The sequence below is a fragment of the Gordonia sp. PS3 genome (genome assembly GCF_041950545.1).
Lineage (GTDB): Bacteria > Actinomycetota > Actinomycetes > Mycobacteriales > Mycobacteriaceae > Gordonia > Gordonia sihwensis.
The window spans coordinates 293,489-320,149 of the sequence record NZ_CP169524.1 but is presented as its reverse complement, the minus strand read 5'-3'; the positions used below and the strand labels follow the sequence as shown (position 1 = coordinate 320,149).

The 26,661-nt window shown below is 67.7% G+C and carries 23 protein-coding genes and 1 tRNA gene; 8 read left to right on the top strand and 16 right to left on the bottom strand.

The window, feature by feature from the left end; translation table 11 throughout:
* Nucleotides 1-165, bottom strand: coding sequence for a DUF4177 domain-containing protein (locus tag ACE11G_RS01480; RefSeq protein ID WP_006897371.1), 165 nt, complete (start codon nucleotides 163-165; stop codon nucleotides 1-3).
* 50 nt (nucleotides 166-215) lie between these two features.
* On the opposite strand from ACE11G_RS01480, the gene ACE11G_RS01475 reads away from it, so the two are divergent.
* On the top strand, nucleotides 216-1,241 hold the full coding sequence (locus tag ACE11G_RS01475; RefSeq protein ID WP_006897372.1) for an ArsA-related P-loop ATPase: 1,026 nt from the start codon (nucleotides 216-218) through the stop codon (nucleotides 1,239-1,241).
* Nucleotides 1,241-2,341, top strand: a complete 1,101-nt coding sequence (locus ACE11G_RS01470) for an ArsA family ATPase (RefSeq protein WP_222110848.1) — start codon at nucleotides 1,241-1,243, stop codon at nucleotides 2,339-2,341. Before ACE11G_RS01475 ends, ACE11G_RS01470 begins: the two co-directional genes overlap by 1 nt.
* Nucleotides 2,342-2,401: 60 nt before the next feature.
* Here the strand turns inward: ACE11G_RS01470 and ACE11G_RS01465 are convergent, their stop codons facing one another.
* Complete coding sequence (locus ACE11G_RS01465) at nucleotides 2,402-2,731, bottom strand: WhiB family transcriptional regulator (protein WP_006897374.1); 330 nt, start codon at nucleotides 2,729-2,731, stop codon at nucleotides 2,402-2,404.
* A gap of 287 nt (nucleotides 2,732-3,018) precedes the next feature.
* Between ACE11G_RS01465 and ACE11G_RS01460 the strand changes: the two genes are divergently transcribed.
* The 3 genes from ACE11G_RS01460 to ACE11G_RS01450 are packed head-to-tail and all read left to right on the top strand — an operon-like array spanning nucleotide 3,019 to nucleotide 6,794.
* Entirely contained in the window at nucleotides 3,019-5,439 is a 2,421-nt protein-coding gene (locus ACE11G_RS01460; protein ID WP_051999668.1) for a transglycosylase domain-containing protein, read from the top strand.
* A 49-nt stretch (nucleotides 5,440-5,488) separates the two neighbouring features.
* On the top strand, nucleotides 5,489-6,484 hold the full coding sequence (locus tag ACE11G_RS01455) for a metallophosphoesterase (protein WP_222110847.1): 996 nt from the start codon (nucleotides 5,489-5,491) through the stop codon (nucleotides 6,482-6,484).
* A 10-nt stretch (nucleotides 6,485-6,494) separates the two neighbouring features.
* Entirely contained in the window at nucleotides 6,495-6,794 is a 300-nt protein-coding gene (locus tag ACE11G_RS01450) for a maltose acetyltransferase domain-containing protein (RefSeq protein WP_045537283.1), read from the top strand.
* A 564-nt stretch (nucleotides 6,795-7,358) separates the two neighbouring features.
* Here the strand turns inward: ACE11G_RS01450 and ACE11G_RS01445 are convergent.
* The 10 genes from ACE11G_RS01445 to ACE11G_RS01400 form a co-directional block, all read right to left on the bottom strand.
* Nucleotides 7,359-7,432, bottom strand: a tRNA-Pro gene (locus tag ACE11G_RS01445).
* Nucleotides 7,433-7,486: 54 nt separating this feature from the next.
* Nucleotides 7,487-8,842 (bottom strand): DUF2252 domain-containing protein, encoded by a 1,356-nt coding sequence (locus ACE11G_RS01440; protein ID WP_375003415.1) that lies wholly within the window; start codon nucleotides 8,840-8,842, stop codon nucleotides 7,487-7,489.
* Nucleotides 8,843-8,860: 18 nt separating this feature from the next.
* On the bottom strand, nucleotides 8,861-10,327 hold the full coding sequence (locus ACE11G_RS01435; protein ID WP_006897379.1) for a hypothetical protein: 1,467 nt from the start codon (nucleotides 10,325-10,327) through the stop codon (nucleotides 8,861-8,863).
* Entirely contained in the window at nucleotides 10,324-10,782 is a 459-nt protein-coding gene (locus ACE11G_RS01430) for a hypothetical protein (protein ID WP_045537280.1), read from the bottom strand. Before ACE11G_RS01430 ends, ACE11G_RS01435 begins: the two co-directional genes overlap by 4 nt.
* A gap of 33 nt (nucleotides 10,783-10,815) precedes the next feature.
* Nucleotides 10,816-11,247, bottom strand: coding sequence for an Ohr family peroxiredoxin (locus ACE11G_RS01425; RefSeq protein ID WP_006897381.1), 432 nt, complete (start codon nucleotides 11,245-11,247; stop codon nucleotides 10,816-10,818).
* Between the two features lie 78 nt (nucleotides 11,248-11,325).
* Nucleotides 11,326-11,991, bottom strand: coding sequence for a hypothetical protein (locus tag ACE11G_RS01420; protein ID WP_006897382.1), 666 nt, complete (start codon nucleotides 11,989-11,991; stop codon nucleotides 11,326-11,328).
* 42 nt (nucleotides 11,992-12,033) lie between these two features.
* Nucleotides 12,034-13,443, bottom strand: a complete 1,410-nt coding sequence (locus ACE11G_RS01415; protein ID WP_082083891.1) for a hypothetical protein — start codon at nucleotides 13,441-13,443, stop codon at nucleotides 12,034-12,036.
* A gap of 60 nt (nucleotides 13,444-13,503) precedes the next feature.
* Nucleotides 13,504-14,802: a lipase family protein gene (locus ACE11G_RS01410; RefSeq protein ID WP_006897384.1), complete on the bottom strand. Its 1,299-nt coding sequence runs from the start codon at nucleotides 14,800-14,802 to the stop codon at nucleotides 13,504-13,506.
* Between the two features lie 94 nt (nucleotides 14,803-14,896).
* Nucleotides 14,897-15,922 carry an aspartate-semialdehyde dehydrogenase gene (locus tag ACE11G_RS01405; protein ID WP_006897385.1) on the bottom strand — a complete coding sequence of 342 codons (1,026 nt, stop codon included), beginning with the start codon at nucleotides 15,920-15,922 and terminating at the stop codon, nucleotides 14,897-14,899.
* Between the two features lie 12 nt (nucleotides 15,923-15,934).
* On the bottom strand, nucleotides 15,935-17,200 hold the full coding sequence (locus ACE11G_RS01400; RefSeq protein ID WP_039867782.1) for an aspartate kinase: 1,266 nt from the start codon (nucleotides 17,198-17,200) through the stop codon (nucleotides 15,935-15,937).
* A gap of 139 nt (nucleotides 17,201-17,339) precedes the next feature.
* Between ACE11G_RS01400 and ACE11G_RS01395 the strand changes: the two genes are divergently transcribed.
* Entirely contained in the window at nucleotides 17,340-18,527 is a 1,188-nt protein-coding gene (locus tag ACE11G_RS01395) for a hypothetical protein (RefSeq protein ID WP_006897387.1), read from the top strand.
* Nucleotides 18,528-18,540: 13 nt separating this feature from the next.
* Here the strand turns inward: ACE11G_RS01395 and ACE11G_RS01390 are convergent, their stop codons facing one another.
* Nucleotides 18,541-19,710, bottom strand: a complete 1,170-nt coding sequence (locus ACE11G_RS01390; RefSeq protein WP_375003410.1) for an ABC transporter substrate-binding protein — start codon at nucleotides 19,708-19,710, stop codon at nucleotides 18,541-18,543.
* A gap of 223 nt (nucleotides 19,711-19,933) precedes the next feature.
* On the opposite strand from ACE11G_RS01390, the gene ACE11G_RS01385 reads away from it, so the two are divergent.
* Nucleotides 19,934-21,451, top strand: coding sequence for an MFS transporter (locus tag ACE11G_RS01385; RefSeq protein ID WP_045537279.1), 1,518 nt, complete (start codon nucleotides 19,934-19,936; stop codon nucleotides 21,449-21,451).
* 85 nt (nucleotides 21,452-21,536) lie between these two features.
* On the opposite strand, the gene ACE11G_RS01380 is transcribed toward ACE11G_RS01385, so the two are convergent.
* Nucleotides 21,537-21,707, bottom strand: coding sequence for a hypothetical protein (locus ACE11G_RS01380; RefSeq protein ID WP_156150441.1), 171 nt, complete (start codon nucleotides 21,705-21,707; stop codon nucleotides 21,537-21,539).
* Nucleotides 21,708-21,934: 227 nt separating this feature from the next.
* Here ACE11G_RS01380 and leuA point away from each other — a divergent pair, with 227 nt between their 5' ends.
* On the top strand, nucleotides 21,935-23,782 hold the full coding sequence (leuA, locus tag ACE11G_RS01375; protein WP_045537278.1) for a 2-isopropylmalate synthase: 1,848 nt from the start codon (nucleotides 21,935-21,937) through the stop codon (nucleotides 23,780-23,782).
* 103 nt (nucleotides 23,783-23,885) lie between these two features.
* Here leuA and ACE11G_RS01370 read toward each other — a convergent pair whose 3' ends face one another.
* Together ACE11G_RS01370 and ACE11G_RS01365 are read right to left on the bottom strand one after the other, a co-directional pair.
* On the bottom strand, nucleotides 23,886-25,385 hold the full coding sequence (locus tag ACE11G_RS01370; RefSeq protein WP_045537277.1) for an Ig-like domain-containing protein: 1,500 nt from the start codon (nucleotides 25,383-25,385) through the stop codon (nucleotides 23,886-23,888).
* Between the two features lie 288 nt (nucleotides 25,386-25,673).
* Nucleotides 25,674-26,651 carry a YafY family protein gene (locus ACE11G_RS01365; RefSeq protein ID WP_006897393.1) on the bottom strand — a complete coding sequence of 326 codons (978 nt, stop codon included), beginning with the start codon at nucleotides 26,649-26,651 and terminating at the stop codon, nucleotides 25,674-25,676.
* Nucleotides 26,652-26,661: the final 10 nt, after the last annotated feature.

Below are 26,661 nucleotides of genomic sequence, written 5' to 3'. Positions count from 1 at the left end.
TCAGGCCTTCGGACGCTTGAGGTATGCGACGTGCTGTTCCCCGGTGGGACCGGGCAGAACACTCACCAGTTCCCAGCCGTCCGAGCCCCACTGGTCGAGGATCTGCTTGGTCGCATGCGTGAGCAGCGGAACGGTGACGTATTCCCAGGCGGTGACTTCACTCATGGTGCCAACCTTAACGGTTAACCGCGGTCACAGTAGACACGGTCGATAAGGTGATCGGCGTGGTCAACGAAGTTCGCAAGGACGGTCCCGGGGCGTGGCCGGCGCAGGCGGCGAGCGCGCGTCTGCATTTCGTGTCGGGCAAAGGCGGCACCGGAAAGACGACGGTGGCCTCAGCGCTGGCACTCACCCTCGCCTCCGAGGGTAAGAAGGTCCTGCTCGTCGAGTGCGAGGAACGGCAGGCCATCGCCCAGCTCTTCGACGTCCCCCCGCTTCCGCCCACCGACACTCAACTGGTCGGGATGGACGGCGGTGGCTCGGTGTGGGCGCTCGCACTTCAGATCGAGCACGCCCTGCTGGAGTATCTGGAGATGTTCTACAACCTCGGCTTCGCCGGGCGGGCGATCAAGAAGGTCGGCGCGATCGACTTCGTCACGACCGTCGCACCCGGACTCAAGGACGTCCTGGTGACCGGCAAGATCAAGGAACGCGTCATCGCCACGGACAAGAACGGCGCGCGGACCTACGACGCGATCGTCGTCGACTCACCTCCGACCGGCCGAATCGGCAACTTCCTCGACGTGACCACCGCGATGCGCGATCTGGCGAAGAGCGGCCCCATTCGGAATCAGTCCGAAGGTGTTGCGGCACTGCTGCATTCGCCGGAGACCGCGATACACCTATGCACCCTCCTGGAAGCCATGCCGGTGCAGGAGACCATCGAGGCAGTCGCCGAACTGCGTGCCAAGAACCTCAACATCGGCGCCATCGTCGTCAATCGCGTCAACCCGTCCTATCTTCCCGAGGCCGAGGCGGACGCCATCGCCGAAGGCCGCATCGACTCGGCACGGATCGAGAAGAGCCTGGCGGAGGCCGGCGTCCACCTGTCCGACGACGATCTGGCCGGTCTGCTGACCGAGACCATCGACTACGCGGCACGGCTTCAGGCGCAGCAGATCGCGCGCGCCGAACTCGACGACGTCGACGCCGCGCAGGTGGAACTGCCGACCGTGGAGAACGGTGTCGACCTCGGCGCCCTGTACGAACTGTCCGCCGTGCTCAAGGAGGCTGGAGCGTAATGCCCGACCTGAAGATGGGCGCGGTGCTGGCCGACCCCGGAACCCGCGTCGTGGTGTGCTGTGGGTCGGGCGGCGTCGGCAAGACGACGACCGCCGCGGCGATGGCCCTGCACGCCGCCGAGCGCGGCCGCAGAGTGGCGGTTCTGACGATCGATCCGGCACGTCGCCTCGCCCAGTCGCTGGGAATGTCGGAGCTGACCAACGAACCGCAGCCGGTTCCCCTCGACAGGGTCGACGGCGCGGGCAGTCTCGACGCGATGATGCTCGACATGCGGCGCACCTTCGACGACATGGTGATCGAACACTCGACGCCGGAGCGCGCCGAGTCGATCATGAACAACAGCTTCTATCAGACAGTGGCGTCGTCGTTCTCGGGCACGCAGGAGTACATGGCGATGGAGAAGCTGAGCCGACTCCTCGACGAGCAGCGGTGGGATCTGATCATCGTCGACACGCCGCCCTCCCGGAATGCGCTCGACTTCCTGGACGCCCCCCAGCGCCTCGGCTCGTTCCTGTCCGGTCGACTGATGCGCATGCTCGTCGGCGGCGGTCGCGGCGTCGGCCGCGTGCTGACCGGGGCGATGAGCCTGGCGATGCGAGGCATCTCCACGATCGTCGGCGGGGAGATCCTGCGCGATGTGGCGACCTTCGTACAGTCCCTCGACTCGATGTTCGGCGGATTCCAAGAGCGCGCCAACCGCACCTACGAACTGCTCAAGCAGCCCGGAACCGAGTTCGTCGTGGTGGCCGCACCCGAACCCGATGCCCTGCGCGAGGCCTCGTTCTTCGTCGAACGGCTGTCGAAGGACTCGATGCCACTCACCGGCCTGATCGTGAACCGGACCCACCCGACGCTCACCTCCATGACGGCCGCTGCGGCCGAGACCGCGATGACCGGCATGGACGATGAACTGACGCGCGGCGTGCTGAAAGTGCACACCGAGCGCGCCGCCACCGCCAAGCGCGAGGTGCGCCTGCTTCAGCGGTTCACCTCGTCGCACCCGAGCGTTCCGCTGGTGGGTGTGCCGGCGCTGCCCTTCGAGGTGGCCGACATGTCGGCCCTGCGCGCAGTCGCCGAACAGATCACCAGCCGCGGCTGACCGAAGGACCGCACAGCCCCAGACGACGAGGAGCCCGGCGCGTGCCGGGCTCCTCGTCGTTCAGTTCTGGTCGGGAACTGCGCCGAGACGCTGTCGTCGGCGCTGCGCTTCGAAGAACGCCGCCCACGACGTCACTTCGGGATGCTGACGGAGCAGCGCGCGACGCTGCCGCTCGGTCATTCCGCCCCAGACGCCGAACTCGACGCGATTGTCGAGCGCATCCGCACCGCACTCGAGTTGCACCGGACAGTGTCTGCAGATGGTCGCAGCCTTCCTCTGAGCAGCTCCGCGGACGAACAGATCGTCCGGGTCACCTCCACGACAACGCGCCTGGGAAACCCAAGCCAGTCGAGCCTCTGAGTCAACGGTGGTCAACGGCGCCAGAGTCATTGCGCAATCCCGCCTTTCACAAACCCATCGACATGCCCCTGGTTGAGCGCATGCATAAGATCCTGCTGTGATTCGTACCTACCAATGAGTTTCTTTGTTAGGTAACTCACGTTTCCAATCTATTGAGGCGGCCGATGCAACGCAAGTCGGTGGGCTATGGTCCTGAGTTCGACGCAGGTCGGGCCGACATCCGCGCAGGTGGATACGGCGCCCCGCGACGAATCACACGTATCCTGGCCATCGTGCGCAAGACTTCGAACCTCGCAGGCCTGGCCGTCGCCGTCGTGATGGCCGCGGTCCTCGTGGCCGGACTCCTGTTCCCCGTCGCCACCGGAATGGGCGTGCTCTCGAACCGGGCCGCCGCCACGATGGAGAACTCGTCGTCCGAGCTGCTGGGCGGAACCGTCCCCGAAGTCACCACGGTGACCGACGCGAACGGCACACCGATTGCGCTCCTCTACGACCAGTACCGCTACCAGGTCGGATACAACGACATCTCGCAGGACATGATCCGGGCGATCATCTCGATCGAGGACCGGCGTTTCCTCGAACACGACGGCGTCGACTGGAAGGGCACTATCCGTGCGGCCCTGAAGAACTCGTCGTCGGGCGAGGTGCAGCAGGGTGCCTCGACGCTCGATCAGCAGTACATCAAGAACTACCAACTGCTGGTTCTGGCCCGGACCGAGGCCGAGCGCGAAGCCGCCACGGAGACGACACCCGCGCGCAAACTGCGGGAGGTGCGGATGGCCCTGACTCTGGAGCAGACGCTCACCGATCAGGCCAAGCGTGAGAAGGGACTCGACGACGCCGCCGCGAAGCAGGACGCGAAGAAGCAGATCGTGACCCGCTACCTGAACGTCGTACCGTTCGGCAACAACGCCTACGGTGTGGAGGCCGCGGCCCAGACGTACTTCGGTCACTCCGCGAAGGAGCTGACGGTGGAACAGGCGGCCATGCTCGCCGGCATGGTCCAGTCGAGCTCCGGGCTGAACCCGTACACCGATCCGCAGGCCACCATGGCGCGGCGGAACACCGTGCTCGACACCATGATCGAGAACTTCCCCGAACGTCGCGCCGAACTCGAGGCGGCGAAGAAGAAGCCGCTCGGCGTGCTGCCCGCGCCGAAGACCCCCGTGCAGGGATGCATCTCCGCGCACAACAACGGCTTCTTCTGCGACTACGTCCTGCAGTACCTGGCCGACAACGGCATCCCGCGCGCACAGGTGATGCGGGGCGGTTACCTCATCCGAACCACCCTGAATCCCGAGGTCCAGGCCGATGCGGTGCGGTCCGCGCAGCAGCACACCGCTCCGGACACCGACGGCATCGCGACCGTGATGAGCATCGTCGCTCCCGGCAAGGACTCTCACGACGTGCTGGCGATGGCCTCGAGCCGCAATTACGGCCTCGACGCCAAGCGCGATGAGACAGTTCAACCGCAGCCCTTCTCTCTCGTCGGCGACGGCGCCGGCTCGATCTTCAAGCTGTTCACCACGGCCGCGGCGATGGAGAAGGGGTTGGGCACGGGCAGCGTGCTGCCGATCCCGTCGAGCGTCGCGGTGTACGGCATGGGCGACAGCAACGGTGCGTTCGGTTGTCCGGTGAACGCGTACTGCGTCAAGAACGCCGGCGCGTATCCTCCGTCGGCGTCGGTGACACAGGCCCTCGCCACGTCGCCGAACACCACCTTCGTCCAGCTGCTTCAGCAGGTCGGGGTGAAGCCCGCGGTCGACATGGCGGTGCGGCTCGGACTGCGCTCGTACAACGAGCCCGGTACCTCGGGCGTCGGCGATCAGAGCCTCGCCGAGTATGTGAAGAAGGGCAATTTCGGCTCGTTCACGCTCGGCCCGTTCGCGGTGAACGCGCTCGAACTCTCCAATGTCGCAGCGACCCTCGCCTCCGGAGGCACGTGGTGTCCGCCGAACCCGATCGCGTCGATCCAGCAGGTCAAGCGCGATCAGTACGGCAACGCGGTGCTCGACCAGAACGGACAGCGCGCGATGGTCAACGTCCCGTTCAACCCGCCCAAATGCGAACAGGTCGTCGAGTCCGGGCTGGCCAACACGCTCGCGAACGCGATGAGCGAGGACGACAAGGGCGGCGGCACGTCGGCGGCCGCGGCTTCGGCGGCGGGCTGGAACCTGCCGCTGTCGGGCAAGACCGGCACCACCGAGGCGCACCGCTCGGCGGCCTTCCTCGGATTCACCAACCGCCTCGCCGCCGCCGTCTACACCTACAACGACGGTTCGCACCCGGCGGGCATCTGCACCTCGCCGCTGCGCCAGTGCGGCGACGGAAATCTATACGGCGGCTTCGAGCCGGCACGGACGTGGTTCTCGGCGATCGGACCGATCGCGACCAAGTTCGGTCCGGTCGCGCTGCCTCCCGTGGATCCGCAGTACGTCGCGGGCAGTGACCGCGGACGCATCCCGCAAGTGAGCGGACTGCCCGCCAGCCAGGCCACCTCGCGCTTGCAGGAGGCCGGTTTCAAGGTCACCGAACTCGAAGTCGACAGCACTCGCCCCAAGGGCACCGTCGTCTTCACCGCTCCTTCCGACAGCGCGATGCCGGGAAGCACCATCGCGATGTACGTGAGCAACGGCCGCGGCAAGACCTCCGGCGACGGCACGTCCGACAAACCGGCGGAGAAGACGGTGCAGGTGCCGGGAGTGGGTCCGGTGGTCATCGAGGTGCCCGGCGGCTGACGGCGCAGCGCGGGGTCGGCGGGCGTCTTCGGCGCGTATCCTGAAGTCCATGGTCTCGGTTCCCGGATTCGGTGCGCCCTCGCGCACCACACGTGACGCCTCAGCTCTCACCCGCGTCGTGGCCGGTGTCGCCGGTGCGGCCGCCGCCGGTCTCGTGTATTCGACGGTGATCGAACGCAACGCATTCACCCTGCGTCACGCGACACTGCCGGTGCTGGAGCCGGGATCGTCGCCCTTGCGCGTGCTGCACATCAGCGACATCCACATGATGCCGAACCAGCATCTCAAGCAGGCATGGATCTCCGAGCTGGAGCGACTCGAGCCCGACCTGGTGGTCAACACGGGCGACAACCTCGCCCATCCCAGCGCGGTCCCCGCTGTGGTGCAGGCACTGGGCGGGCTGCTCGCGCGCCCCGGCCTGTTCGTCTTCGGCTCCAACGATTACTTCGGCCCGAAACCGAAGAACCCGTTCAAGTACTTCAAGAAGAACCACACACGCACGCACGGCGAGCCGCTGCCGTGGCAGGATCTGCGCGCGGCCTTCACCGAACGCGGCTGGCTCGACGCCACGCACACGGTGCGCGAACTCGAGGTCGGCTCGGTGCGCATCGTCGCGGCCGGCGTCGACGACCCGCACATCGAACGCGACCGCTACGAGGCGATCGCCGGGCGACCCAACCCGCTCGCGCAACTGCGGCTGGGGCTGACGCATTCACCGGAGCCCCGCGTGCTCGACTCCTTCGCCGACGACGGGTACGACCTCGTGCTGGCGGGCCACACGCACGGCGGTCAGCTGTGCCTGCCCGGCTACGGCGCGCTGGTGACCAACTGCCATCTCGATCGTTCGCGGGTCAAGGGCGTCTCCAACTGGGGTTCGACGATGAAGCTGCACGTCAGCGCGGGCCTCGGTACCTCGCCGTACGCGCCCGCCCGGTTCTGCTGCCGCCCGGAGGCGTCGCTGCTGACGCTGACCGCGGTGTCGAACGGCGGCGACGTCGACAGCGTTCAGCAGTCGTTGCCCCAGCTCGCCGACCAGTTCAGCTGACCGAGACGGCATGACCACCGACCGGGAACGGATGCTGGCCGGCGAGTTGTACCGCGACGCCGATCCCGAATTGGTCGGGTTGCGCAAGGCCTGCGCGCGGCTGCTGGACCGATTCAACGCGACCGCCGCCGACGAGGACGGCGTGCGCGACGCACTGCTGCGTGAATTGCTGGGCGGCCTCGGCGAGGGCAGCTGGGTGATGCCGCGTCAGATGGGAGCCGGGAGCGTCGTCACTCGCGATCTCCCCGACCATGTATTCGCCGCGGGCAATCCCGCGCGAGTGATCCGCGAGTTGCCGATCGAGGCTTGAGGTCGCGGCGTAGTTCCCGGCGCACGAGACCGGCTATTCGAGGGCGGTCCGTCCGGCTCCCTCCCCTTAGACAGGAGCGGGACGGACCGCGTCATCGCACCCGTCCGGTTCACTACCCTCCCCAGAGCAACCGCCGGACGGGGCGGCGTCCGCTTGCATCAGTTAGCAACGGACTTTTTCAAGTGAATCAGGCTCACGAGTTCAACACAAGACTGGGTGCGTGAACTGCCACCGGAGTCCTCCTTCTGAACGACTCGAGTGGGTGCCTGTCCCATCGCTGATGAACTGGCCGGGCGTCCGCCGTCAGCCCGAATCCGCCCAGAAGGCGGCCGTAGCACGATCACTGACCGAGAGAACTCCGATGGAACAGTTACGCCGCGGTATCGAGCGTCGGGGTCGGCACGATCTGCTTGAGCAGTAAGCTCGCGGAAGCCTGACCTCTACCGCAAGGCCGGGTCTCAACGACGATCTGACACCTGAGCAGAACGGACACGCACGATACGAGGAAGCCCCCGGCTCGCATCTCTGCAGGCCGGGGGCCTCAACTGCTTCTCAACCAAAGCGTCGGGGTAGCGGGATTCGAACCCACGACCTCTTCGTCCCGAACGAAGCGCGCTACCAAGCTGCGCCATACCCCGTGTATGACCTGCAATAGCGTACAACGAGCTCGGCCGAACTACTAAATCGTCAGGTCAGGCCGGGTTTTCGAGGGCACCGGAGCTGACCGACCCGTCGGCGACCGCGGCATCGAGGCGTCCGTGGTCACCGATGTTGATGCGGCTGTACTCCACCGAGAAGTCGGCGATCGCCGCGTCGAAGGCCTTTCCCGCGTCGGCCAGGTATGCCGCGATCTCGTGGCGGGATGCGGTACGCGCGTGCGCCTGCGCCAGCACCTCGCCGCACAGCGCCCCGTAGTACTCCATCCCGGCCGGAAGCAGCGACTCCACGACCACCGACCCCTTGCCGTCGCGCAGCTGGCGCACGTAGAAGTCGGTGTCGACCCTCGCCTCCGCGCCGGCGGCACGGACCCATCCGAGGAAGATGTCGCTCGACGCCTGCAACAGTTGCTGACCGAACACGACACGCTGTCCCTGATTGGTGTACTCGCAGCCCGGCACGAACGGCGCGAGGACCGATTCGGACGCCTCCTTGAATTGAAGAAAGAGCGGATCGGTCCCCCGCGCCCCGCCGAAGAGCGCGATCCAGCACCGGGTGCCGACGCTGCCGACGCCGACGACCTTTCGCGCCGCCTCGATGAAGGAGTACTGCGAGAACAACTCGGCGACGTGCGCGGGCAGGGTGCGCGCGTAGCGTGCGAAGGCCTCACCGAAGTAGTCGTCGAGTTGGACCTTCGACATCGACGGCGCGACCTCGGACGCCGGCACCAGCAGCGGCGGATCGCTCTTGATGTGCGCCCCCGCGAGATCGACGTAGCAGAGCTTCTCGAGCGCCTGCGCGCTGTCCCGGTGCCGCGCCTTCCGGAGCGCCTTCTGCGTCCGCTTCGACGCGGCGGTGTCGAAGCGGTCACCGAGATCGGCGACCACCTCGTCGGCGTCGACCCGCGCATACCAGCATTCGAGGGCGGGCTTGGCCTCGCTGGCGATCATCGTCTTCCGGTACGCCTTGGCCGCGAGGCGCGCCATGCTGCGGCCCGTCGTCTCGTCGAAGCCGTTCGCCTGCGACGCGATGACCATGCTGGCCGCGAGGCGCTTCACGTCCCACTCGAACGGGCCGGGGTGCGTCTCGTCGAAATCGTTGAGGTCGAAGACCATCGCGCGTTCCGGTGAGCGGAACAAGCCGAAGTTGCTCAGATGCGCGTCTCCGCACAACTGCGTCACGATGCCGGTGCTGGGAGTCGCCGCGAGGTCGGAGGCCATCACCGCCGCCGCACCGCGATAGAACGTGAACGGCGTGGCCGACATCCGCTGATGTCGCACCGGCGTCAGTTCCTGCAGCCGCGTACGGTCCTGTTCGAGGATGATCTCGAGCGAGTCCCTGCGGGTCGCGGCCTCCGGCACCGCAGCCAGTTGGTCGACGGGCAAAGCCATTGGCCGGTTCCCTTCTCTCTATTGATAGGAGACGAACCAGGGAACGGGGTCGACGTTCATGGTCCGGCGTGGAGAGAACATGGGCTTGTCCTCCGTGTAGAAATTCTTCCACCCGAGCCACGTCCGGGGAGGCAGGCCCGCGACAATCCGGTTCCACGTCTGCATCTTGACGTTCGGCACACCGTGGCCGTCGGCGTGAACGAGGAACGCGAGTTCGGTGCGCGAGGTGTCGATCTTCGATCTGTCACCCAGCATGTCGGCGTCGAACTGGTGCAGGACAAAGGCCTTCTGCGGCAGATTCCGACTCTTGACCAGGTCGGCGAGCCAGGTCGAGACCCGGTTCACCTCCGCGGGCGAGACGGACCCGATCTGCTGCAGGTGGACTTGATTCGGCTTCAGCCGCCACTCCGGGTCGAGGGCCAGGCCGACGTGCGGCTGCAGCAGCAGTTCCCGATACATCTTGGCCTGGTCGAGAAAGTCCATCCGGCCCGGTTGCAGGTCGAGGGTGACGTAGACGCCGGCCTTGCGCGCGGCGTCGACCCACGGCCGCACCGCCGCCACGTCGAGCGCCGAGGTGTAGTTGCCGCCCGGGCCGGGATCGGCGGACGCGACGGTCACGATGATCTCGAAGCCCGGGACCACCGGGACGGGCGAGAGGCGGTCGTACTGCGCTGCGACGGCTTTCGCGCGCCGGATGGACGCACTGATGCTCTGCCTGCCCAGAGGCCCCAGTTCGGGCGCACCGGGCGATCCGTAGAGCGCGACGACGCGGCGCCCCGGGAACATCAACTGTCCGCCGCCGGGGAGTTCCGGGAGGCTCCGCGCGAGTTCGACGCGGCGCGCCAGGAGCCGGGGGTCGCCGAATCCCGATCCCACCGCGAGGATCGGCGCCCCGGGCCGCGCCTTGACGAGGTTCACTGCGCGCCCGGAGCTTCTCGGATCGGGCGACGGCACGGCCGCGACCTCCGCGTGTGCCGCCTCGGCGGTCGCGATCGCGTCGTCGCCGGCCGCCGAAAGCAGCACCACGGTGCCCTCACCGCGCGTCGCGGCACCGCCGGCGAGCAACCGGACGTCGTCGGTGACCGGAACCGGCAGTGCCGGGACGCGGCCGACCCGGACCGCGCGCTCGACACCGAGTCGCTCCAATTCCGCTGCGACAGTGCGGGAATTCGTGTCATCGACCGCGAAGACCGGCACGCCATTGACGCGCGCGGCCTCCGCCGCGGCGCGGCGCTCCGACTCTCGTGCCGTCGGAGCGACCACGACCGCGGTCGGCGACGAGGCGAACAGTTCGCGACTCACGAGGACGGATCCGGGCGCACCGGCGTCGTCGACGACGCGGATCGACCCTCTCGCGAACGCCACGGCCGCGGGGTCTCCGACCACGGGAATCGCCGATGCCGTCACCAGTGCGGCGACCGCCAGCGTGACGACTGTGATGTAGAACAGACGAGCGCGGCCCGTGGTGGTGCGAGCCGGCGTCATTCCTCGTCGGACTCGTACGAGTCCGCGAAGGACACCCGCGGGGTGGTCAGCGCCGAGTATCCCGCCACAGCGGCGTACACCACCGCGGCGAGGGTGAATCCGATGGCGAAGACGATCGCGGCGGCCCAGGCCACGACGCCCACAGCACTGTCGATCCCATCCAGGAGCAGCACCGCGGACGCCGCGAGGACGCCCCCGAGCAGGGCCCAGACGGCCGATCGAATGCGCGGACCGATCGCTCGGCTGAAGAACAGCCGCTCGTAAACCGCTGTCTCGAACTCTTCTACCGCGGCGAGCCGGACGGCGTCGGTGCCCGCCAGCTCGCGCAGCGACGCGGCGAGTTCGGCGTCGCGTTTGAGTACCGCGGTCTCATTCTGCCGGTATCGCACGAATGCGATGGTCGCGATGGTGGCCGCCAGCACTGCGGCGGCGGCGACGATAGCCCAGTTGTTCACGAGAGTTCACCGTACCGGGCCCCGTGCCGCGAATCACACGCGCGATGTGACAGTGCTCGCGATATTGCCGCGCGTGGCCTTCGAGTACGGGCAGAAGGCGTGCGCGGCCTGTGCCAGTTCGGCGGCCTCGGCGGTGTCGAGCCCGGGCAGATACACCTCGATGTCGGCGGTGAGTCCGAAGCCGCCGTCGGCGTCGTCGCTGCCGATGCCGATGTTCACCTTCACCGACGTGGCGTCGGTGAGAGTGGCGCCCTTGCTCTTGGCGACGTGCCGGAGCGCACCCATGAAGCACGCCGCATAGCCCGCGGAGAACAGCTCCTCGGGATTGCTGCCCTCGCCGTTGCCGCCCATCTCGACGGGCGGAGCGAGCACCAGGTCGATCCGGCCCGACTCGGAGACCACCTCGCTGTCGCGGCCGCCGCCGGTCGAGGTCGACGAGACGTGGTACACGGGGGTGACGGTCATTGCGTTCTCCTTAGTTCGGTCAACTCGAAACGGGAACGGTTCCAGGCGCATGGCCGAACCGGACCCGCTGTCCCCAAGCTACCCGCCGGAGGCGCGCCGGAAGGGTTTCATGGCCATCGACTTCGGCAGCCACTCGTTGATCGGCCTGCGCAGGGTGATGAGCGCGGAGAGGACGAGCACCCCGCATTGCACCCACGCGAGCACTCGCAGCGACGCCGAGACCTCCGGATAGTGGAACAGCAGATCCGCACCGACGACGGTGAACAGGACCGTCACGGTGATCACCGAGAGATAGATGCTGCGCAGATTGCGGCTGTGCGCCCGCGCGGTACCGACAAGCAGCGGATATCCCAGTGCCGTGAACAGCGGGATGCCCACGAGCAGCGCGGGCGTCCAGAACGACGCCATCGAGGCCGCCTTCTCTCCCGGATCCACCCCCGGGACGTTCTGCAGACCTGGCTGCAGACGCTCGGCCATCAACCCCTCGAGCCAGGAGAGATTGGCGAATCCGTACACGACCCACGCCAGGCACGCCACCGCGGCGATCGCCCAGACCACGCGCGCGTCACGGACGAGCGCGACCGGCGGCGGGCCGGGGTCGACGGGACGCGCCGGATACCTGCCGCTGAGATCGCTGTCCTTCGACCGCCGCGCGATCTCGGCGAGGTCCTCGGCGTCGAGTTCGGCCTGCGTCGGAATCCGATCGCGGTCGGCGTCGTCGTCGAACGGTCCGGGAGTGGTCATGTCATTGATGATGGCACGACGCGCACGCCGGTCCGGTGGGCACTAGCCGGAGATCTTCAGCATCCGGGTCACGGTGCCCTGCCAGAGTGTTCCGCCCGGCGCGATCATGCCGGTGAGCTGCATCGGCTCGTCGATCGGCGCGGTCCCCACGCGCCGCGTCGCCACCCGTCGACCGGTCTGGAAGTCGACAGCGACGTAGTCGACCGGTCCCGACTGCTGCGGTCCCGGCACGTACGGGCCGTAGGCGAGACCGTGAATCAGACCGTCCGCCCGGGACAGCCGCGGCAGCGTGGCCATTCGGTCGGTGGTGTTCTCCCATACTCTCGTGCACGCCCCGTCGCGGACGTCGATGCGCGTCATACCGCCGCGGAAGGGAGCGAACGCCGGATCGCTCGGCCCACCGCTCACCGCCATCGGCGGGTACTGGAATCCGTACGTGCTGGGGATCACCAGGCTGTCGCCCCACGCCATCGGGGAGTTCTCGGTCCCCTGGTTCGGTGATGCGAAGGCCCGCGTCCGGCATACCTGCGAACCGTCGTCGGAGCGGTAGACGATCAGGTTCGGCACCGCGGCGTTGTCGACGATCGCGACCCAGCCGTCGCCGCCGGGACCGAAGTAGGTCGGCGTGGTGCCCGATCCCCAGGTCAGCTGTCCCGGCCGGCGGGCGGCACCGCGATCGTAGGCGCGCCGCCACACCGTCCGCGGCACGCCGTCGGCGTCCGCGCGCATCTCGTAGAGTGCGTGCGTGGTCAGCACCGACGCACCGGAGCGACGGACGGTGAGCCCGTTGCCCAGTTCTTCGCCCTTCGGCAGGCGCGTGGCCCCGACCCGGCCGTCGGGCAGCACGGTGCCGATGACGCCCTCGGTGGTCGCGAACCAGGTGCGCCCCTGATAGTCGGGGGCCAACCCGGTCACGCCGTCGCCGCCGAGGTATTTCGACACGTCGGTGCTCTCGTCGACGCGCAGCGCCCAGCCGGACCGCGTCCGGTGGTGACCGACCCGCAGGATCTTGCCCGAGCCGTCGGCCACCACCACCCGGTTCCGGTCGTCGAGGAACCCGTACACCCCGCCGAGGAGCTTGCCCTTGGTCAGCGGCAGCCGCGCGACGACCTGGGCGGTCCGCGGATCGAACATGGTCACCACCGGAGTGGCGAACTGCGGCGGGGTACCCGCGACGTAGGCCGTGCACAACGAGACCGGGAAGCCATCCGAGCCCACGAAAGTCGCGGCGCACACACCGCCGGGAACGCTCGACGCCGCGACATGCCCGGTCTTGCCCGGCCCGCGCAGGACGGTGCTGTCGGTCGATTCGGGATCACCGTGCATCAGCGAAGTGGAGGCCGGGCCGACGCCGGGAACGGCCGGGCTCGCCACGGCAGTCGTCGTCGACACCGTGACGAGCCCGATGACCGCCGCCGACAGGGCGATCAGGAAGCGCTTCATGTCAGTCATGACCAGTAGTCGATCACATGATCGCCGATCACGGGCGACCACTTGCACACGACCGACTGGTCAGCTGTTCAACTCACTGAGGATGAAACTCGTCGCCGGCAGCATCTTGGCCAGCATCGGCAGTGCGTGATTCACGACCAGCCCGGGGAAGATCGGCGGCGTGAAATCGTTGTCGAGCCGCACGTCCGCCCCCTGGGCCTTCCAGTCGCGGTACAGCTGCACCACCTGTCCGTGCGGGATGACGTCGTCACTGACCCCGGTGGAGATCAGCACCGGTGCGTTCGGCTTGAGGCGGCCGATCCGCTGGTCGTCGAGCATCTTCTGGACGCGGGGGTACTTCTTGATGACCGCGCTCAGCGACTTCCCGTTGCGAGTCCACTGGTCGGTGCGCTGGAATCCGTGCGTGAGACCGGTGTCGGCGATGCATTGCGTCGCGACGTCTTTCAGGGCGCGGCGCCCGGTCGCGCTGGTCTCCTTCTTCAGGATCGGGTCGAGCGCCGGATACCGCGCCACGAGTCCGTTGATGGCGTAGCCGATCGCGCCCGAGATGAAGGTGCCGTCGATCTGGCCGATCACCTTGGACAGATCCGCGGGAGGCGCACCGGCGTAGGTGGCCTTCACGTTGAGGTCGGAGGCGTAGGTGGACGCCAGCTCGGCTGCCGACGCGGTCGCACCGCCGCCCTGGGAGTAGCCGGAGAAGGCGACAGGAGCGTCCTTGGGGGCCTTGGCCACCTTGAGTGCGGCGCGGGCGGCGTCGAGCACGGCCCGACCGGACTCGAGACGGTTCACGTACGTGTGGATGCCGGGCGTGCCCATGCCGACGTAGTCGGTGAGCACCACCCGCACGCCGTTGAGCAGGAAGAGGTTCATCTCGAGCCCGGAGTAGTTGACGCCGAGACTCGGCTTGGTCGGGTCGATGGACATCGGCAGCGAGAGCATCTTCGACCCCGCGCACTGGTCGCCTTGTCCGACGGTGCCGGGCGCCAATACGACGGTGGGCCGCGGCCCCCTGCCGTGCCACGGCGCGGTCGGCTCGACCACTGCGCCGGTGACGGCCGTCGGCTTCCCGTCCTGCCGCGTGGTCGTGTACATGATGCGGGTCGCGGTCCCCGGCCATTGGTTGCGAACGCCCGGGATCTGCAGCAGGAGCTGCGTGGGCTGGGTGCGAACCACCGATCCCGGGGCCTCCGACAACCGAGCGGGAGGGCGATAGAAGTCGCCGACGGCACCCGCGTCGCCGGTGCCGGCGACGAGCCCGGAGGCCGCGACCGCACCGACGACGGCGATCGAACCGGTGCGCCTGACGACGCTGGAAACGGATGAACTTCTGGACGAGACGAATCCCCGAATTTTTCTCACGAGAGTAATCTACGCCATAAGTTACCGCTTGGTAAGTCCCGATTTCGACGTTCGCCGCCGACGAGCGAACCCGCCCGCCGCCAGGCGCGCGTCGTCAGACCAGCAGTTCGGCGATCTGGATCGTGTTGAGCGCGGCACCCTTTCGCAGGTTGTCTCCGGAGACGAAGAGCGCGAGGCCACGCCCCTCCGGAGCGCCCGGATCCTGACGGATACGCCCGACGAGAGAGACGTCGCCGCCGGCCGCGTCGAGCGGGTTGGGCACGTCCGCGAGCCGGACCCCGGGCGCGCCGTCGAGGATCTCGCGTGCCTGCTCGGGGGTCACCGCTTCATCGAACTCGGCGTTGATCGACAGCGAATGGCCGGTGAAGACCGGGACGCGGACGCAGGTTCCGCTGACCAACAGCTCGGGGATGCCGAGGATGCGTCGCGACTCGTTGCGCAGCTTCTGGTCCTCGTCGGTCTCACCGCTGCCGTCGTCGACGAGGTTGCCCGCGAGCGGCACCACGTTGAACGCGATCGGCGCGACGTAATTGATCTTCTCGCCGAGATCGACGGCGTGCCCGTCGTAGACGAGCTGCTCGGCGCCGTCGACGCCGGCGCGCACCTGCCCCGCGAGTTCCTGCACGCCCGACAGCCCGCTGCCCGAGACCGCCTGATAGCTGGAGACGATCAGCCGGCGCAACCCCTTGGCGTCGTGCAGTGGCTTGAGCACCGGCATCGCAGCCATCGTGGTGCAGTTGGGGTTCGCGATGATGCCCTTGGGCGGGTTCTTCGCGAGCTCACCGTTCACCTCCGACACGATCAGCGGCACATCGGGATCCTTGCGCCAGGCCGACGAGTTGTCGATCACCGTTACTCCGGCGGCGGCGAACCGCGGCGCCTGCACCTTCGACATGGTTCCGCCCGCGGAGAACAGAGCGATGTCGAGCCCCGCCGGATCTGCGGTCGTCGCGTCCTCGACCACCACTTCACCGCCGCGCCACGGCAGCTTCTTGCCCGCCGACCGCGGCGACGCGAAGAACCGCACCTCGTCGGCCGGGAAGTTCCGGTCTTCGAGGATCTGACGCATGACGCCGCCGACCTGGCCGGTGGCGCCGACTACTCCGAGTCGAATACCCATCTGAGCGTCCTCCTATCGTCCGGTGCCGCCGTAGACCACGGCGTCCTCGTCGGCGCCGAGACCGAAGGCCTCGTGCAGAACGCGGACCGCCGGATCCAGATCGGATTCACGGACGAGGACCGAGATCCGGATCTCGGAGGTGGAGATCAGTTCGATGTTGATGCCCGCGTCGCTGAGCGACTCGCAGAAGGTCGCGGTGACCCCCGGATGACTCTTCATTCCCGCACCGACCAGCGACACCTTGCCGATGTTGTCGTCGAGCACCACCTCGCGGAAGCCGATCTCCGACTTGAGCTTGCCCAGTTCGGCCACGGCGACCTCGCCGAGCTCCTTCGGCAGCGTGAAGGTGATGTCGGTCTTCCCGGTCTCCACCGCCGACACGCCCTGCAGGACCATGTCGATGTTGATCTCGGCGTCGGCGACGGCGCGGAACACCTTCGCCGCGTAACCGGGCTTGTCTTCGATGCCGACCACGGTGACCTGAGCTTCGCTGCGGTCGTGGGCGACGCCGGTGAGGATTGCTTCTTCCACGGGGATGTCCTCCATCGAGCCGGACACAACGGTGCCGGGCTTAGTCGAGTACGACGAGCGCACATGAACTGGAACGTTGTATCGGCGGGCGTATTCCACGCAACGCAGCATCAGCACCTTCGCGCCGCATGCGGCCATCTCGAGCATCTCCTCGAAAGAGATGTGATCGAGGTGCTTGGCATTGCTGACGATGCGCGGGTCGGCCGTGTAGATGCCGTCGACGTCGGTGTAGATCTCGCAGACGTCGGCCTCGAGAGCGGCGGCGAGGGCGACGGCGGTGGTGTCCGATCCGCCGCGGCCCAGCGTGGTCACATCCTTGGTGTCCTGCGAGACGCCCTGGAAACCGGCGACGAGGACGATCTTCCCCTCGTCGAGCGCACTGCGGACCCGGCCCGGAGTCACGTCGATGATCTTGGCCTTGCCGTGGCTGCTCGTGGTGATCACGCCGGCCTGCGAGCCGGTGAACGACTGCGCGTTCTCCCCGAGGCCCTCGATCGCCATGGCGAGCAGCGCATTGGAGATGCGCTCGCCGGACGTGAGCAGCATGTCCATCTCACGGTCGGGGGGATTCGGGTTCACCTGTTCTGCCAGATCGAGCAGTTCGTCGGTGGTGTCACCCATCGCAGAGGCGACGACGACCACGTCGTTCCCTGCGCGCTTGGTCTCGACGATGCGCTCGGCGACCCGGCGAATGCGCTCGGCATCCGACACCGAGGATCCGCCATACTTCTGGACGACCAGTGCCACGTCGTGCAACCTTCCTTATCTGTACAGCTGTCTCGTCTACATGAGCTTCTGCAGCTTCTGCGGGAATCGCGCGGGGTTCACCTTACCCGCCGGACCTGGCGCGGCACATTTCGCGGAGGCCACCGTAGGATCACCTCCGATGACTACCGTGCGCCCGATGTCCACCATGCGACGCTTCGGCATCACCCACGAGTTCGCCCTTCGATGCGTCGGGGTGTACCTGACGATTCGCGTCGTCGGCATCGTGATCCTCACCGTCTTCGCCGGACTCCACCACACCGGTCTCACCGCGCTGCTGTCCATGTGGGACGGCGAGTGGATGCTCGGCATCGCCCAGCACGGCTACGGCGGAATCCCCCTGTGGTTCACCGACGGAAACGGCGTCCACACGGAGTTCACCGCGTACGCATTCTTCCCCGGTTATCCGATGACGGTGCGGACCGTCGCCCTGGTCCCCGGCCTGTCGCCGTTCGCCGCGGCCATGATCGTCAACGTGGTCGCGGGATGCCTCGCCGCGGTGGCGGTGGGTCGTATCGGAGTGATCTGCTCCGGGCGGATCCGTTCCTCGGTTCGGTCGACGCCCGACCAAGCCTCGACGGCCGGACTGGTCCTGGTGGGCCTCTTCGCCGCCACGCCCATGTCGGTGGTGCTGAACATGGCCTACACCGAGGCGGTGTTCTGCGCACTCGCGGGCTGGGCGCTCGTCGGAGTCCTGGAGCGGCAGTGGCTGCTCGCCGGACTCTGCGCCCTCGGTGCCGGACTCGTCCGGCCGACCGGCGTCGCGGTGATCGCCGCCGTGATGCTCGCAGCGATCGTGGCCCGGCGCGACGGCCCTCGTGCGTGGGCCGCCGTGATTCTCGCGCCGCTCGGTTACCTCGGCTACCTGGCAGTGGTGTGGGCGCAGACCGGCTCGGCGACGGGCTGGTTTCAGATCCAGACGACGGGGTGGAACACCACATTCGACGGCGGCGCGGCCACCTGGCGATTCCTCACCCAGACGCTCGGCAGCGGATCGGACTTCTCAGCGATCGCAACGGCCCTGTTGATCATCTCGGTGCTCGTGTTGTTCGGTTGGTCGGTCGCCGACCGCGTGCCGTGGCCGGTGCTCGTCTACGCGGCGGCCGTGCTGGCGTCGATCCTGCTGTCGGACGGCCTGATGATGAGCCGTGCGCGACTGCTCCTGCCCGCGTTCGTCCTGCTGATCCCGGTGGCCGTGCGGATCGCGCGACGGCCGCGGACCGAGATCATCGCCTTCCTCGCAGTCGCCGCCCTGTTCTCCGGCTGGTTCGGTGCCCGCATGCTCACCGTCTTCCAGTACGCGATCTGACGACGGCGCGCGGCTATCCCTTGATCTGAAGCCACGCCTTCGACCACCCGTCGTAGCCGACGCACTCGACGTTCTTGCGACCGTCGACGCAGTCGCGCATCGGCGTGGTCCAGTACCAGATGTGCGAGGCGTACTCGGGGTCCGCGGAGTGGTACACCGCGCAGTGCGTCCGGTCCCGCATCAGCTCGCACGCCTGCGCGTTCGCGGGTGACTCGCCGAAGTACTCCGCGACGCGCGCGTTGACCCGCGCGCTCACGATGTAGTCGACCCAGCGGTACGCGCAGTTCGGATGCTCGGCCCGGGAACTGATCATCCACGAGTCCGACCACCCCGTCGATCCCTCATCGGGCAGCACCGTCGCCACCGGAGCACCGCCGTCGCGGGCGAGGTTGGCCGCCATCTGCCACGTGGAACCGAGCACGCTCCAGCCCGCGCTGAACGCCTGCACCTCGCGGACGATGTCGTTCCAGTACTCGCCGACCGCTCTGCGCTGCTCCTCGAGCAGCGCGACGGCCGCGTCGAACTGCCTCCGGTCGAGCGCGTAGGGATTCGTGATGCCGAGATCGGGCCGGTGCCGCATCAGATACAGCGCGGCGTCGGCGATGTAGATCGGCGAATCGTAAGCGGTCACCCGGCCCGCATAGCGCGGCGCGTCCTCGAACACGGCCCGCCAGGACGTGGGCGCGGGTCGCACGACGTCGGTGCGATACATCAGGAGATTGGCACCCCAGCCGTGCGGCACGCCGTAGGTGATCCCGTTCTTCGCATTCCACGGCTTGCCCTTCAAGAAGGGATAGATGTCGGAGTACGAGGGGACCAGCGCGGTGTTGATCGGCTGTACGTCACCGGCGTCGATCAACCGCAGCGACGCGTCGCCCGATGCCGAGACCACGTCGAACTGACCGGTCCGCATCAAGGACACCGCTTCGTCGGAGGTGCCGAAGGTCTTGACCTCCACCTGGCAGCCGGTCAGGTCCCGGAACGGCTGCACCCAGTTCACGGACCGGTTGTTGCTCCCGTCCTCGGCGTAGCCCGGCCATGCCAGGACGTTCAGCACGCGCTCTGCCGGACCGAGGACCGATCGCATGGGCACCGGGCCGGGACCGGCGGTGCCGCAACCGGCCACGAGTGCGGTCGCCGCGACGAGGATCGTCGCGGCGGCCAGCCTGCCGATCGTGGCCACGCCTCTCCTTGCCGGCGGCCGTGGGCGGCCTCCACAGCCCGTTGTACTCCACCCGGGACCGTCGCGGTCCGCGATCGAATCACCGGTGTGCTTCTGATGTCGATCGGCCGGAAACGAGGTCGCTGACCACCGCATATCCGGCGTAGCCTGAACGGGCCGCGGTCGCGCTTGCATCGCCGGCCGCGCCCGCGATCCACACCTCACAGATCTGGAGCCCGCACGCATGCCCTCGGTCCCGCCGCCCACCGGCACCGCACCCGCGGCCGATCGGAAGACATGGTTCGGGCTCGCGGTTCTGATGCTGCCGGTACTGCTGGTCTCGATGGACTTCTCAGTGCTGTACCTGGCGATGCCGACGATCACCGCGGCGCTCGACCCGTCGGCCACACAGCAGTTGTGGATCCTCGACATCTACGGGTTCCTGATCGCCGGGCTGCTCATCACGATGGGCAACCTCGGCGATCGGATCGGGCGACGGCGGATTCTGCTGTGCGGCGCGGGTGTCTTCGGCGGTGCGTCGGTGCTCGCCGCGTTCTCGCCCGGTGCCGGGGCTTTGATCGCGGCCCGCGCGTTGATGGGCGTGGGAGGTGCGACGCTGATGCCCGCGAGCCTCGCGCTGATCGCCAACATGTTCACGCGCAGTCACGAACGCGCTCGCGCCATCGGGGTGTGGACCTCGGCGTTCGCCGGCGGTGCCGCTATTGGCCCGGTTCTCGGAGGCCTTCTGCTGCACCACTATTGGTGGGGAGTGGTGTTCCTGATCAACGTGCCGGTGCTCGCGGTGCTCTTCGCGGCGGGGCCGTTCGTCCTCCCCGAGTACCGATCGGCCCGCACCGGTCGGTTCGACGTCGTCGGTGTCGCGCTGTCACTGCTCGGCGTCCTCCCCGCCGTCTACGCGGTCAAGGCGCTCGCGACCGAGGGGGTCTCGCCGCTTGCGGCGACGGCGGGTCTGGTCGGCATCGCGATGTTCGCAGTATTCCTCCGCCACGAGGCGCGCACGCGAGATCCCCTCCTGGACTTGAACCTGTTCCGCAACCCCACGGTGAGCGTGTGCCTCGCCATCGCGCTGGTGGGAATGATGGCCGAGGGCGGCATCGCCTATCTCTCGAACGTCTATCTCCAGTCGGTGCTGGGCCACGACGTTCTGGCCGCGGCGCTCGCCGGACTCCCGATGGCGGTGACGATCGCCGTCTTCTCCGTCGTCGCCGATCGCATCGCCCGACTGGTCGGAAAGCGGTACGCCCTGGCCGGCTCGCTGGTGGTCGCCGCGACGGCGAATCTCGGATTCATCGCACTGGGCACCACGTCGTCGCTGTTGGTGTACATGGCCCTGAGCGCTCTCGCCGGAATCGGATACGGTGTGCAGTTCTCGCTGGTGACCGACGTGGTGGTCGGCGCCGTGCCGCCGGAGCAGTCCGGTGCCGCGTCGGGCATCTCGGAGACCTGTTTCGAACTGGGAACCGCCCTCGGCCTGGCTCTCTTCGGCTCGCTGGCCACCGCGGTCTTCCTGTCCCGCGGCGGCGACAGCGGGGTGACGGGATCGCTCGGTGAGACCCTCGTCCGCGCCGACGCCATGAGCACCGGCGGAGACGCCCTGGCAACGGCCGCGCGAGAGGCCTTCGTCGACGGACTGCACGCGACCACACTGGTGAGCGGACTGCTGCTCGCGGTGTTGAGCATCGTCACCGTCCTCGCGATGCGCCGCCGCGAGCACCGCGCCGAAGCAGCCGTCGAGGTGTGACGACGAAGACGCGGGCCCCGACGTCCACAGTCGAGACCCGCGCCCTGCCGCAGGAGTGCGCCTACTCGGCGCATCCGTTCACGAATCAGCGGTGCCAGAGAATCTCTTGCCCGAGAATCGCATTCACACCCATGGCGAATCCGTCCCACACCGGCAGCCAGACGCTGTTGTAGAAATCGGACTGTGCGAAGGCGACCCCGAGGTCGCCGATGATCGGCACCTCATGCCACTGCACGCTTCCGCTGCTGCTGCCCATCTCGTCTCCATTTCTCTAAAGAGTTTGTAAACAAGGTGATCCTAACCTAACTTTTTGTGATGGCAACCGGCCCCGGCATCGCCGGACTCAAGTGCTATCGTTGATGTCATGCAGCGTGCACTCCTCCTCGGTTGCCGCGGCGGGGTCTGATCCGACCGGCCCTCCGTCGCGGGGCCTCTTCACGCGCCGGTCAAAACCCCTTCTTTTGATCAGGAGATTGACCCCTCATGGCACCAGCAGACGCTTTCACCTCCGGTCCGAGCCGCATCGTCGAGCCCAACGGACCCATCCCGGACGGCCAGCCCAGCTGGAACCCGCAACGCAATTCGGCGATGCCCGTCCACCGCTACCGCAGCTTCGCCGATGAGGTCGAGAAGATCGCGCTGCCCGACCGCACTTGGCCCGACAAGGTGATCGACCGGGCACCGATGTGGTGCGCCGTCGATCTGCGCGACGGCAACCAGGCTCTGATCGATCCGATGAGCCCGGCCCGCAAACGACGCATGTTCGATCTGCTGGTCCGCATGGGCTACAAGGAGATCGAGGTGGGCTTCCCCTCCGCGAGCCAGACCGACTTCGACTTCGTCCGCGAGATCATCGACGAGGGCGCCATCCCCGACGACGTGACCATCCAGGTGCTGACCCAGGCCCGTCCGGAACTGATCGCCCGCACCTACGAGGCCTGCGCCGGCGCGCAGAACGTGATCGTCCACTTCTACAACTCCACGTCGGTCCTGCAGCGCCGCGTCGTATTCCGCGCCGACAAGGCCGCGATCACCAAGATCGCCACCGACGCGGCCGAACTGTGCCTGGCCGAGGAGCAGAAGTACCCCGACACCAACTGGCGCTACGAGTACTCCCCCGAGAGCTACACGGGCACCGAGTTGAGCTACGCCAAGGAGGTCTGCGACGCCGTCTCCGAGGTGATCGCCCCGACCCCCGACAAGCCGTTGATCATCAACCTGCCCGCGACCGTCGAGATGACGACGCCCAACGTGTACGCGGACTCCATCGAATGGATGCACCGGAATCTGGCGCGCCGTGACTCGATCATCTTGAGCCTGCACCCGCACAACGACCGCGGCGAGGGCGTCGCGGCCGCCGAACTGGGTTACATGGCGGGCGCGGACCGGATCGAGGGCTGCCTGTTCGGCAACGGCGAGCGCACCGGCAACGTCTGCCTGGTGACTCTCGGCATGAACCTGTTCAGCCGCGGTGTCGACCCGCAGATCAACTTCTCGGACATCGACGAGATCCGCCGGACCGTCGAGTACTGCAACCAGCTGAACGTTCCCGAGCGGCACCCGTACGGCGGCGACCTGGTCTACACCGCGTTCTCCGGCAGCCATCAGGACGCCATCAACAAGGGCCTCGACCAGATGAAGGTCGACGCCGACGAAGCCGACAAGGACGTCGACGACATCTTGTGGCAGGTCCCTTACCTGCCCATCGACCCGAAGGACGTGGGCCGCAACTACGAGGCCGTGATCCGGGTGAACAGCCAGTCCGGCAAGGGCGGCGTCACGTACATCATGAAGGCCGACCACGGACTGGATCTGCCGCGTCGACTGCAGATCGAGTTCAGCCGCGAGATCCAGAAGATCACCGACGGCGAGGGCGGCGAGGTGAACCCGAAGGCGATGTGGGACGTGTTCTCCCGCGAGTACCTGGAGCCCGTGAAGCCACTCGAGCGGGTGCGGCAACAGGTTTCGGCTGCCGAGACCGACGACGGCGAGGACTCGGTGACCGCGACGGTTCTCGTCGACGGCGCCGAGAAGGAGATCTCCGGATCGGGCAACGGTCCGCTGGCCGCTTTCGTCGACGCTCTGTCGACCATCGGGTACGACGTCCGGGTCCTCGACTACTCGGAGCACGCGATGACGGCCGGCGGCGATGCCGAGGCCGCGAGCTACGTCGAGGCGGAGATCAACGGCGAGACGGTATGGGGCGTCGGCATCGCCTCGTCGATCACGACCGCGAGCCTGCGCGCCGTCGTCTCCGCGGTGAACCGGGCCTTCCGCACCGAGACGCCGGCCGAGACCGCCGCCGAGGGCGCCCGCACGTGGGCTCCCTGACGCGCCCGCGTCGCAGCCGAACCGAGCACTGAACCCCGAACGCACCGGACCCCGCGAACCGAAGCTCGCGGGGTTCGGTGCGTTCACGCCCGGTGCCCGGCTGTCAGAAGAGTCCTCGGACGAGGTCGGAGACGACACCGCCGCCCAGACTGCCGCTGCTGCTGCCGAGGCTTCCGTCGCCGTCGGGAGTTCCGGGAGTCGGAGGATCGGCGTCATCATTCACCGAGACGATGACCGGACCGGAGATAGCACCGGAATGGCCCGCCGTGCCGCTGTAAACCGCGGTGACGGTGAAGTCTCCGGCGGCCGCGAACGCGTGCTGCAGCTTCGCCGCGCCGCCGGAGACCGTCACGGGCCCGCCGACGTCGTCGCCGTTGACCTTGAACTGCACTGTCCCGCCGGTCAGGTCGGCCGGCGTCAGCTCCGCCTTGAGCTCCACTGCGGCACCCGGTTTCGCGGTCGCGGGAGCGATCACCTTCACGCTGGTCTCCGTCTCGCTCGGCTCGGGATCGGAGACCTTGATGGTCTTGGCCTCCGACGTCGAGCCGGAGAACCCGGCCGCACCCGAGAACACCGCGGTGACCTCCTTGTCCCCGGCCGAGGCGAACGAATGCTTCAGCACAGCCGCACCGCCGGAGACAGCCACCGGAGCACCCAGATTCGCTCCATCAGCCTTGAACTGCACAGTGCCCCCACCCGGATTCGGTGACACCGACGCCGACAACGTCACCTCGTCACCGGTCGTCGCGGCGCCCGGCACCGACAAGGTGGTCACCGTGTCCTCATCCACCGGCGCGGCATCCACGCGAATGGTGGCGAGCGGACCGGCGCCGGCATTGGTCGGGCCACCGTCGCTGTCGCGCGGCGAGCAACGGGTCGGGGCCCACTGAGTACCGAACAGACTGGCCTTCGCCAACTGTGTACTGAAGTTCTCGTTCGCGTTCTGGTTCGCGGCGTTACCCGCGATCCGCACGGTGGGCTCGATGACGCCGGCGGTGCCCGCCTTCAGCGTCACGTCGATCGCCGGCATGCGGAACCACGTCTCACCGCTCGAATTGGTGGTGCCGTCGAGGTTCTTCTTCGTCTTCGGGATGACGATGCCGCCCTCGCTGTTCGTGCTCGACGTAGGGCTGTTCGCGATGACCTGGTTGTTGCCCGACAGCCTGATGACCGAGCCCGTCGGGCTCACATTCCCGCTGTTGTCGACCAGCAGAACATTCGGCGCCACGCCACTGAGGCCGACGGACGATCCCGCCACCACATCGGCGCTGACGAAGGTGGAGTTCGCCGGGACGGCGAAGTCGTACTTCAAACGCGACAGGTTGGTGGTGGTGGCACCGGAATCCTTGTCGGGGAACGAGGACGGGTTCGGCTGAATCCGGATCGTGAACTTCTCGCCCTCGGACACCGACTCCGGAGCGTCGACGGTGATCGTGTTGCCGACAGGCTTCTTGACCGTCACGATCGAACTCGCCACGCAGATCGACTGGAAGGTGGTGTCGGTCGTCGCCGCCGAGGCCGGCGCGTCGACGACCACCATCGCTCCGGCTAGAAGTACCGATCCGCTCGCCACGGCGAGCACTCGGCTGGTGGACAGTCTCATTCAAGAATCCTTCACTGGGATGATTGACAACGTTCGTAGGACAGGTATGTCAGGAAAGCCGTGGCCGGGAATCGCGAAATGTGACCAGAGGCACAAAAGTCCTCTTTACCGGCGGGTCGTCGTCCGAATAGACGACAGAACTGGTCAAAACAGTGCGAGTGCGAACACCGAATCCGCCGCCGTGGCTCGCCGGTGGGCCGTACGGCCTGACGATCAGTCACGAGGTCGGTTGCGAGATCTCACCGCGAGGCGCCGCGTACCTGGATTGGCTCGCTCGCTGACCGGAAGCTATCGCTCCGACAGGTACAGCGCCCGAGCCTCCCGCACGTTGCGTCCACGCAACGCGCGCACGACGTCGGCCGGAACCTCGACGAACTCGTAGTCGGCGTCCAGTCCGCCGAGCGCCAGCGCGATCCACCCCGGATCGTCGGTCTGCATGGTGACCAGGCAGCCGTCGGGGTGCTCGGTGACCTCCGACCACCGGCCGATGCGGCCGCGCACCGCCTCCGGCTCGGCGTGAACCACGGCGCGCACCTGGAGTTGGTCCCGGCCTCCGCGCAGGCTCTCACGCACATAGGCCGCGGGGTCGCCGCCCGGCACCGCACGCGGCGCGAACCGCCGCTTCTGCGGTTGAGCAGCGCTGAGCCGGTCGAGCCGGAACGTGCGCCAGTCCTGACGATCGAGGTCGTACGCGAGCAGGTACCATCGGCGACCGACGGGAATCAACCGCAGCGGCTCGGTGCGGCGAGTGCCGGACGCACGTCCGGCCCGCGGTGCGGGCGCGTAATCGAAGGTGAGCTCCGTCGCGTCCCGGCACGCCAATGCCACTGTCGTCAGGGTCTCGGCGTCCACGGCCGGCGCCTGCTGTTCGCCGGGGAGCAACACGCTCATGGCCCGCAGCGCATCCGCACGCCGGCGCAGCCGAGGCGGCAGCACCTGCATCACCTTGGCCAGCGCCCGCACCGAGGCCTCCGCCATACCGGCGGCCGAACCGTGCGCGGCCGTCCGCAGCGCACTCACGATCGCGACGGCCTCCTCCTCGTCCACCACCAGCGGCGGCAGCGACCCGCCGGGAGCCAGTTGGTATCCGCCGCCGCTGCCCCGCACCGACTGCACCGGATAGCCGAGATCCCGAAGCCGTTCGACGTCGCGGCGCACGGTCCGCTCGGTGGTCTCCAGACGGTCGGCCAGTTCCACCGCCGACCACAGGCGGTGCGCTTGGAGCAGCGCCAGCAGCTTCAGCGTCCGCGTCGTCGTATCGGCCATGACTGCATCA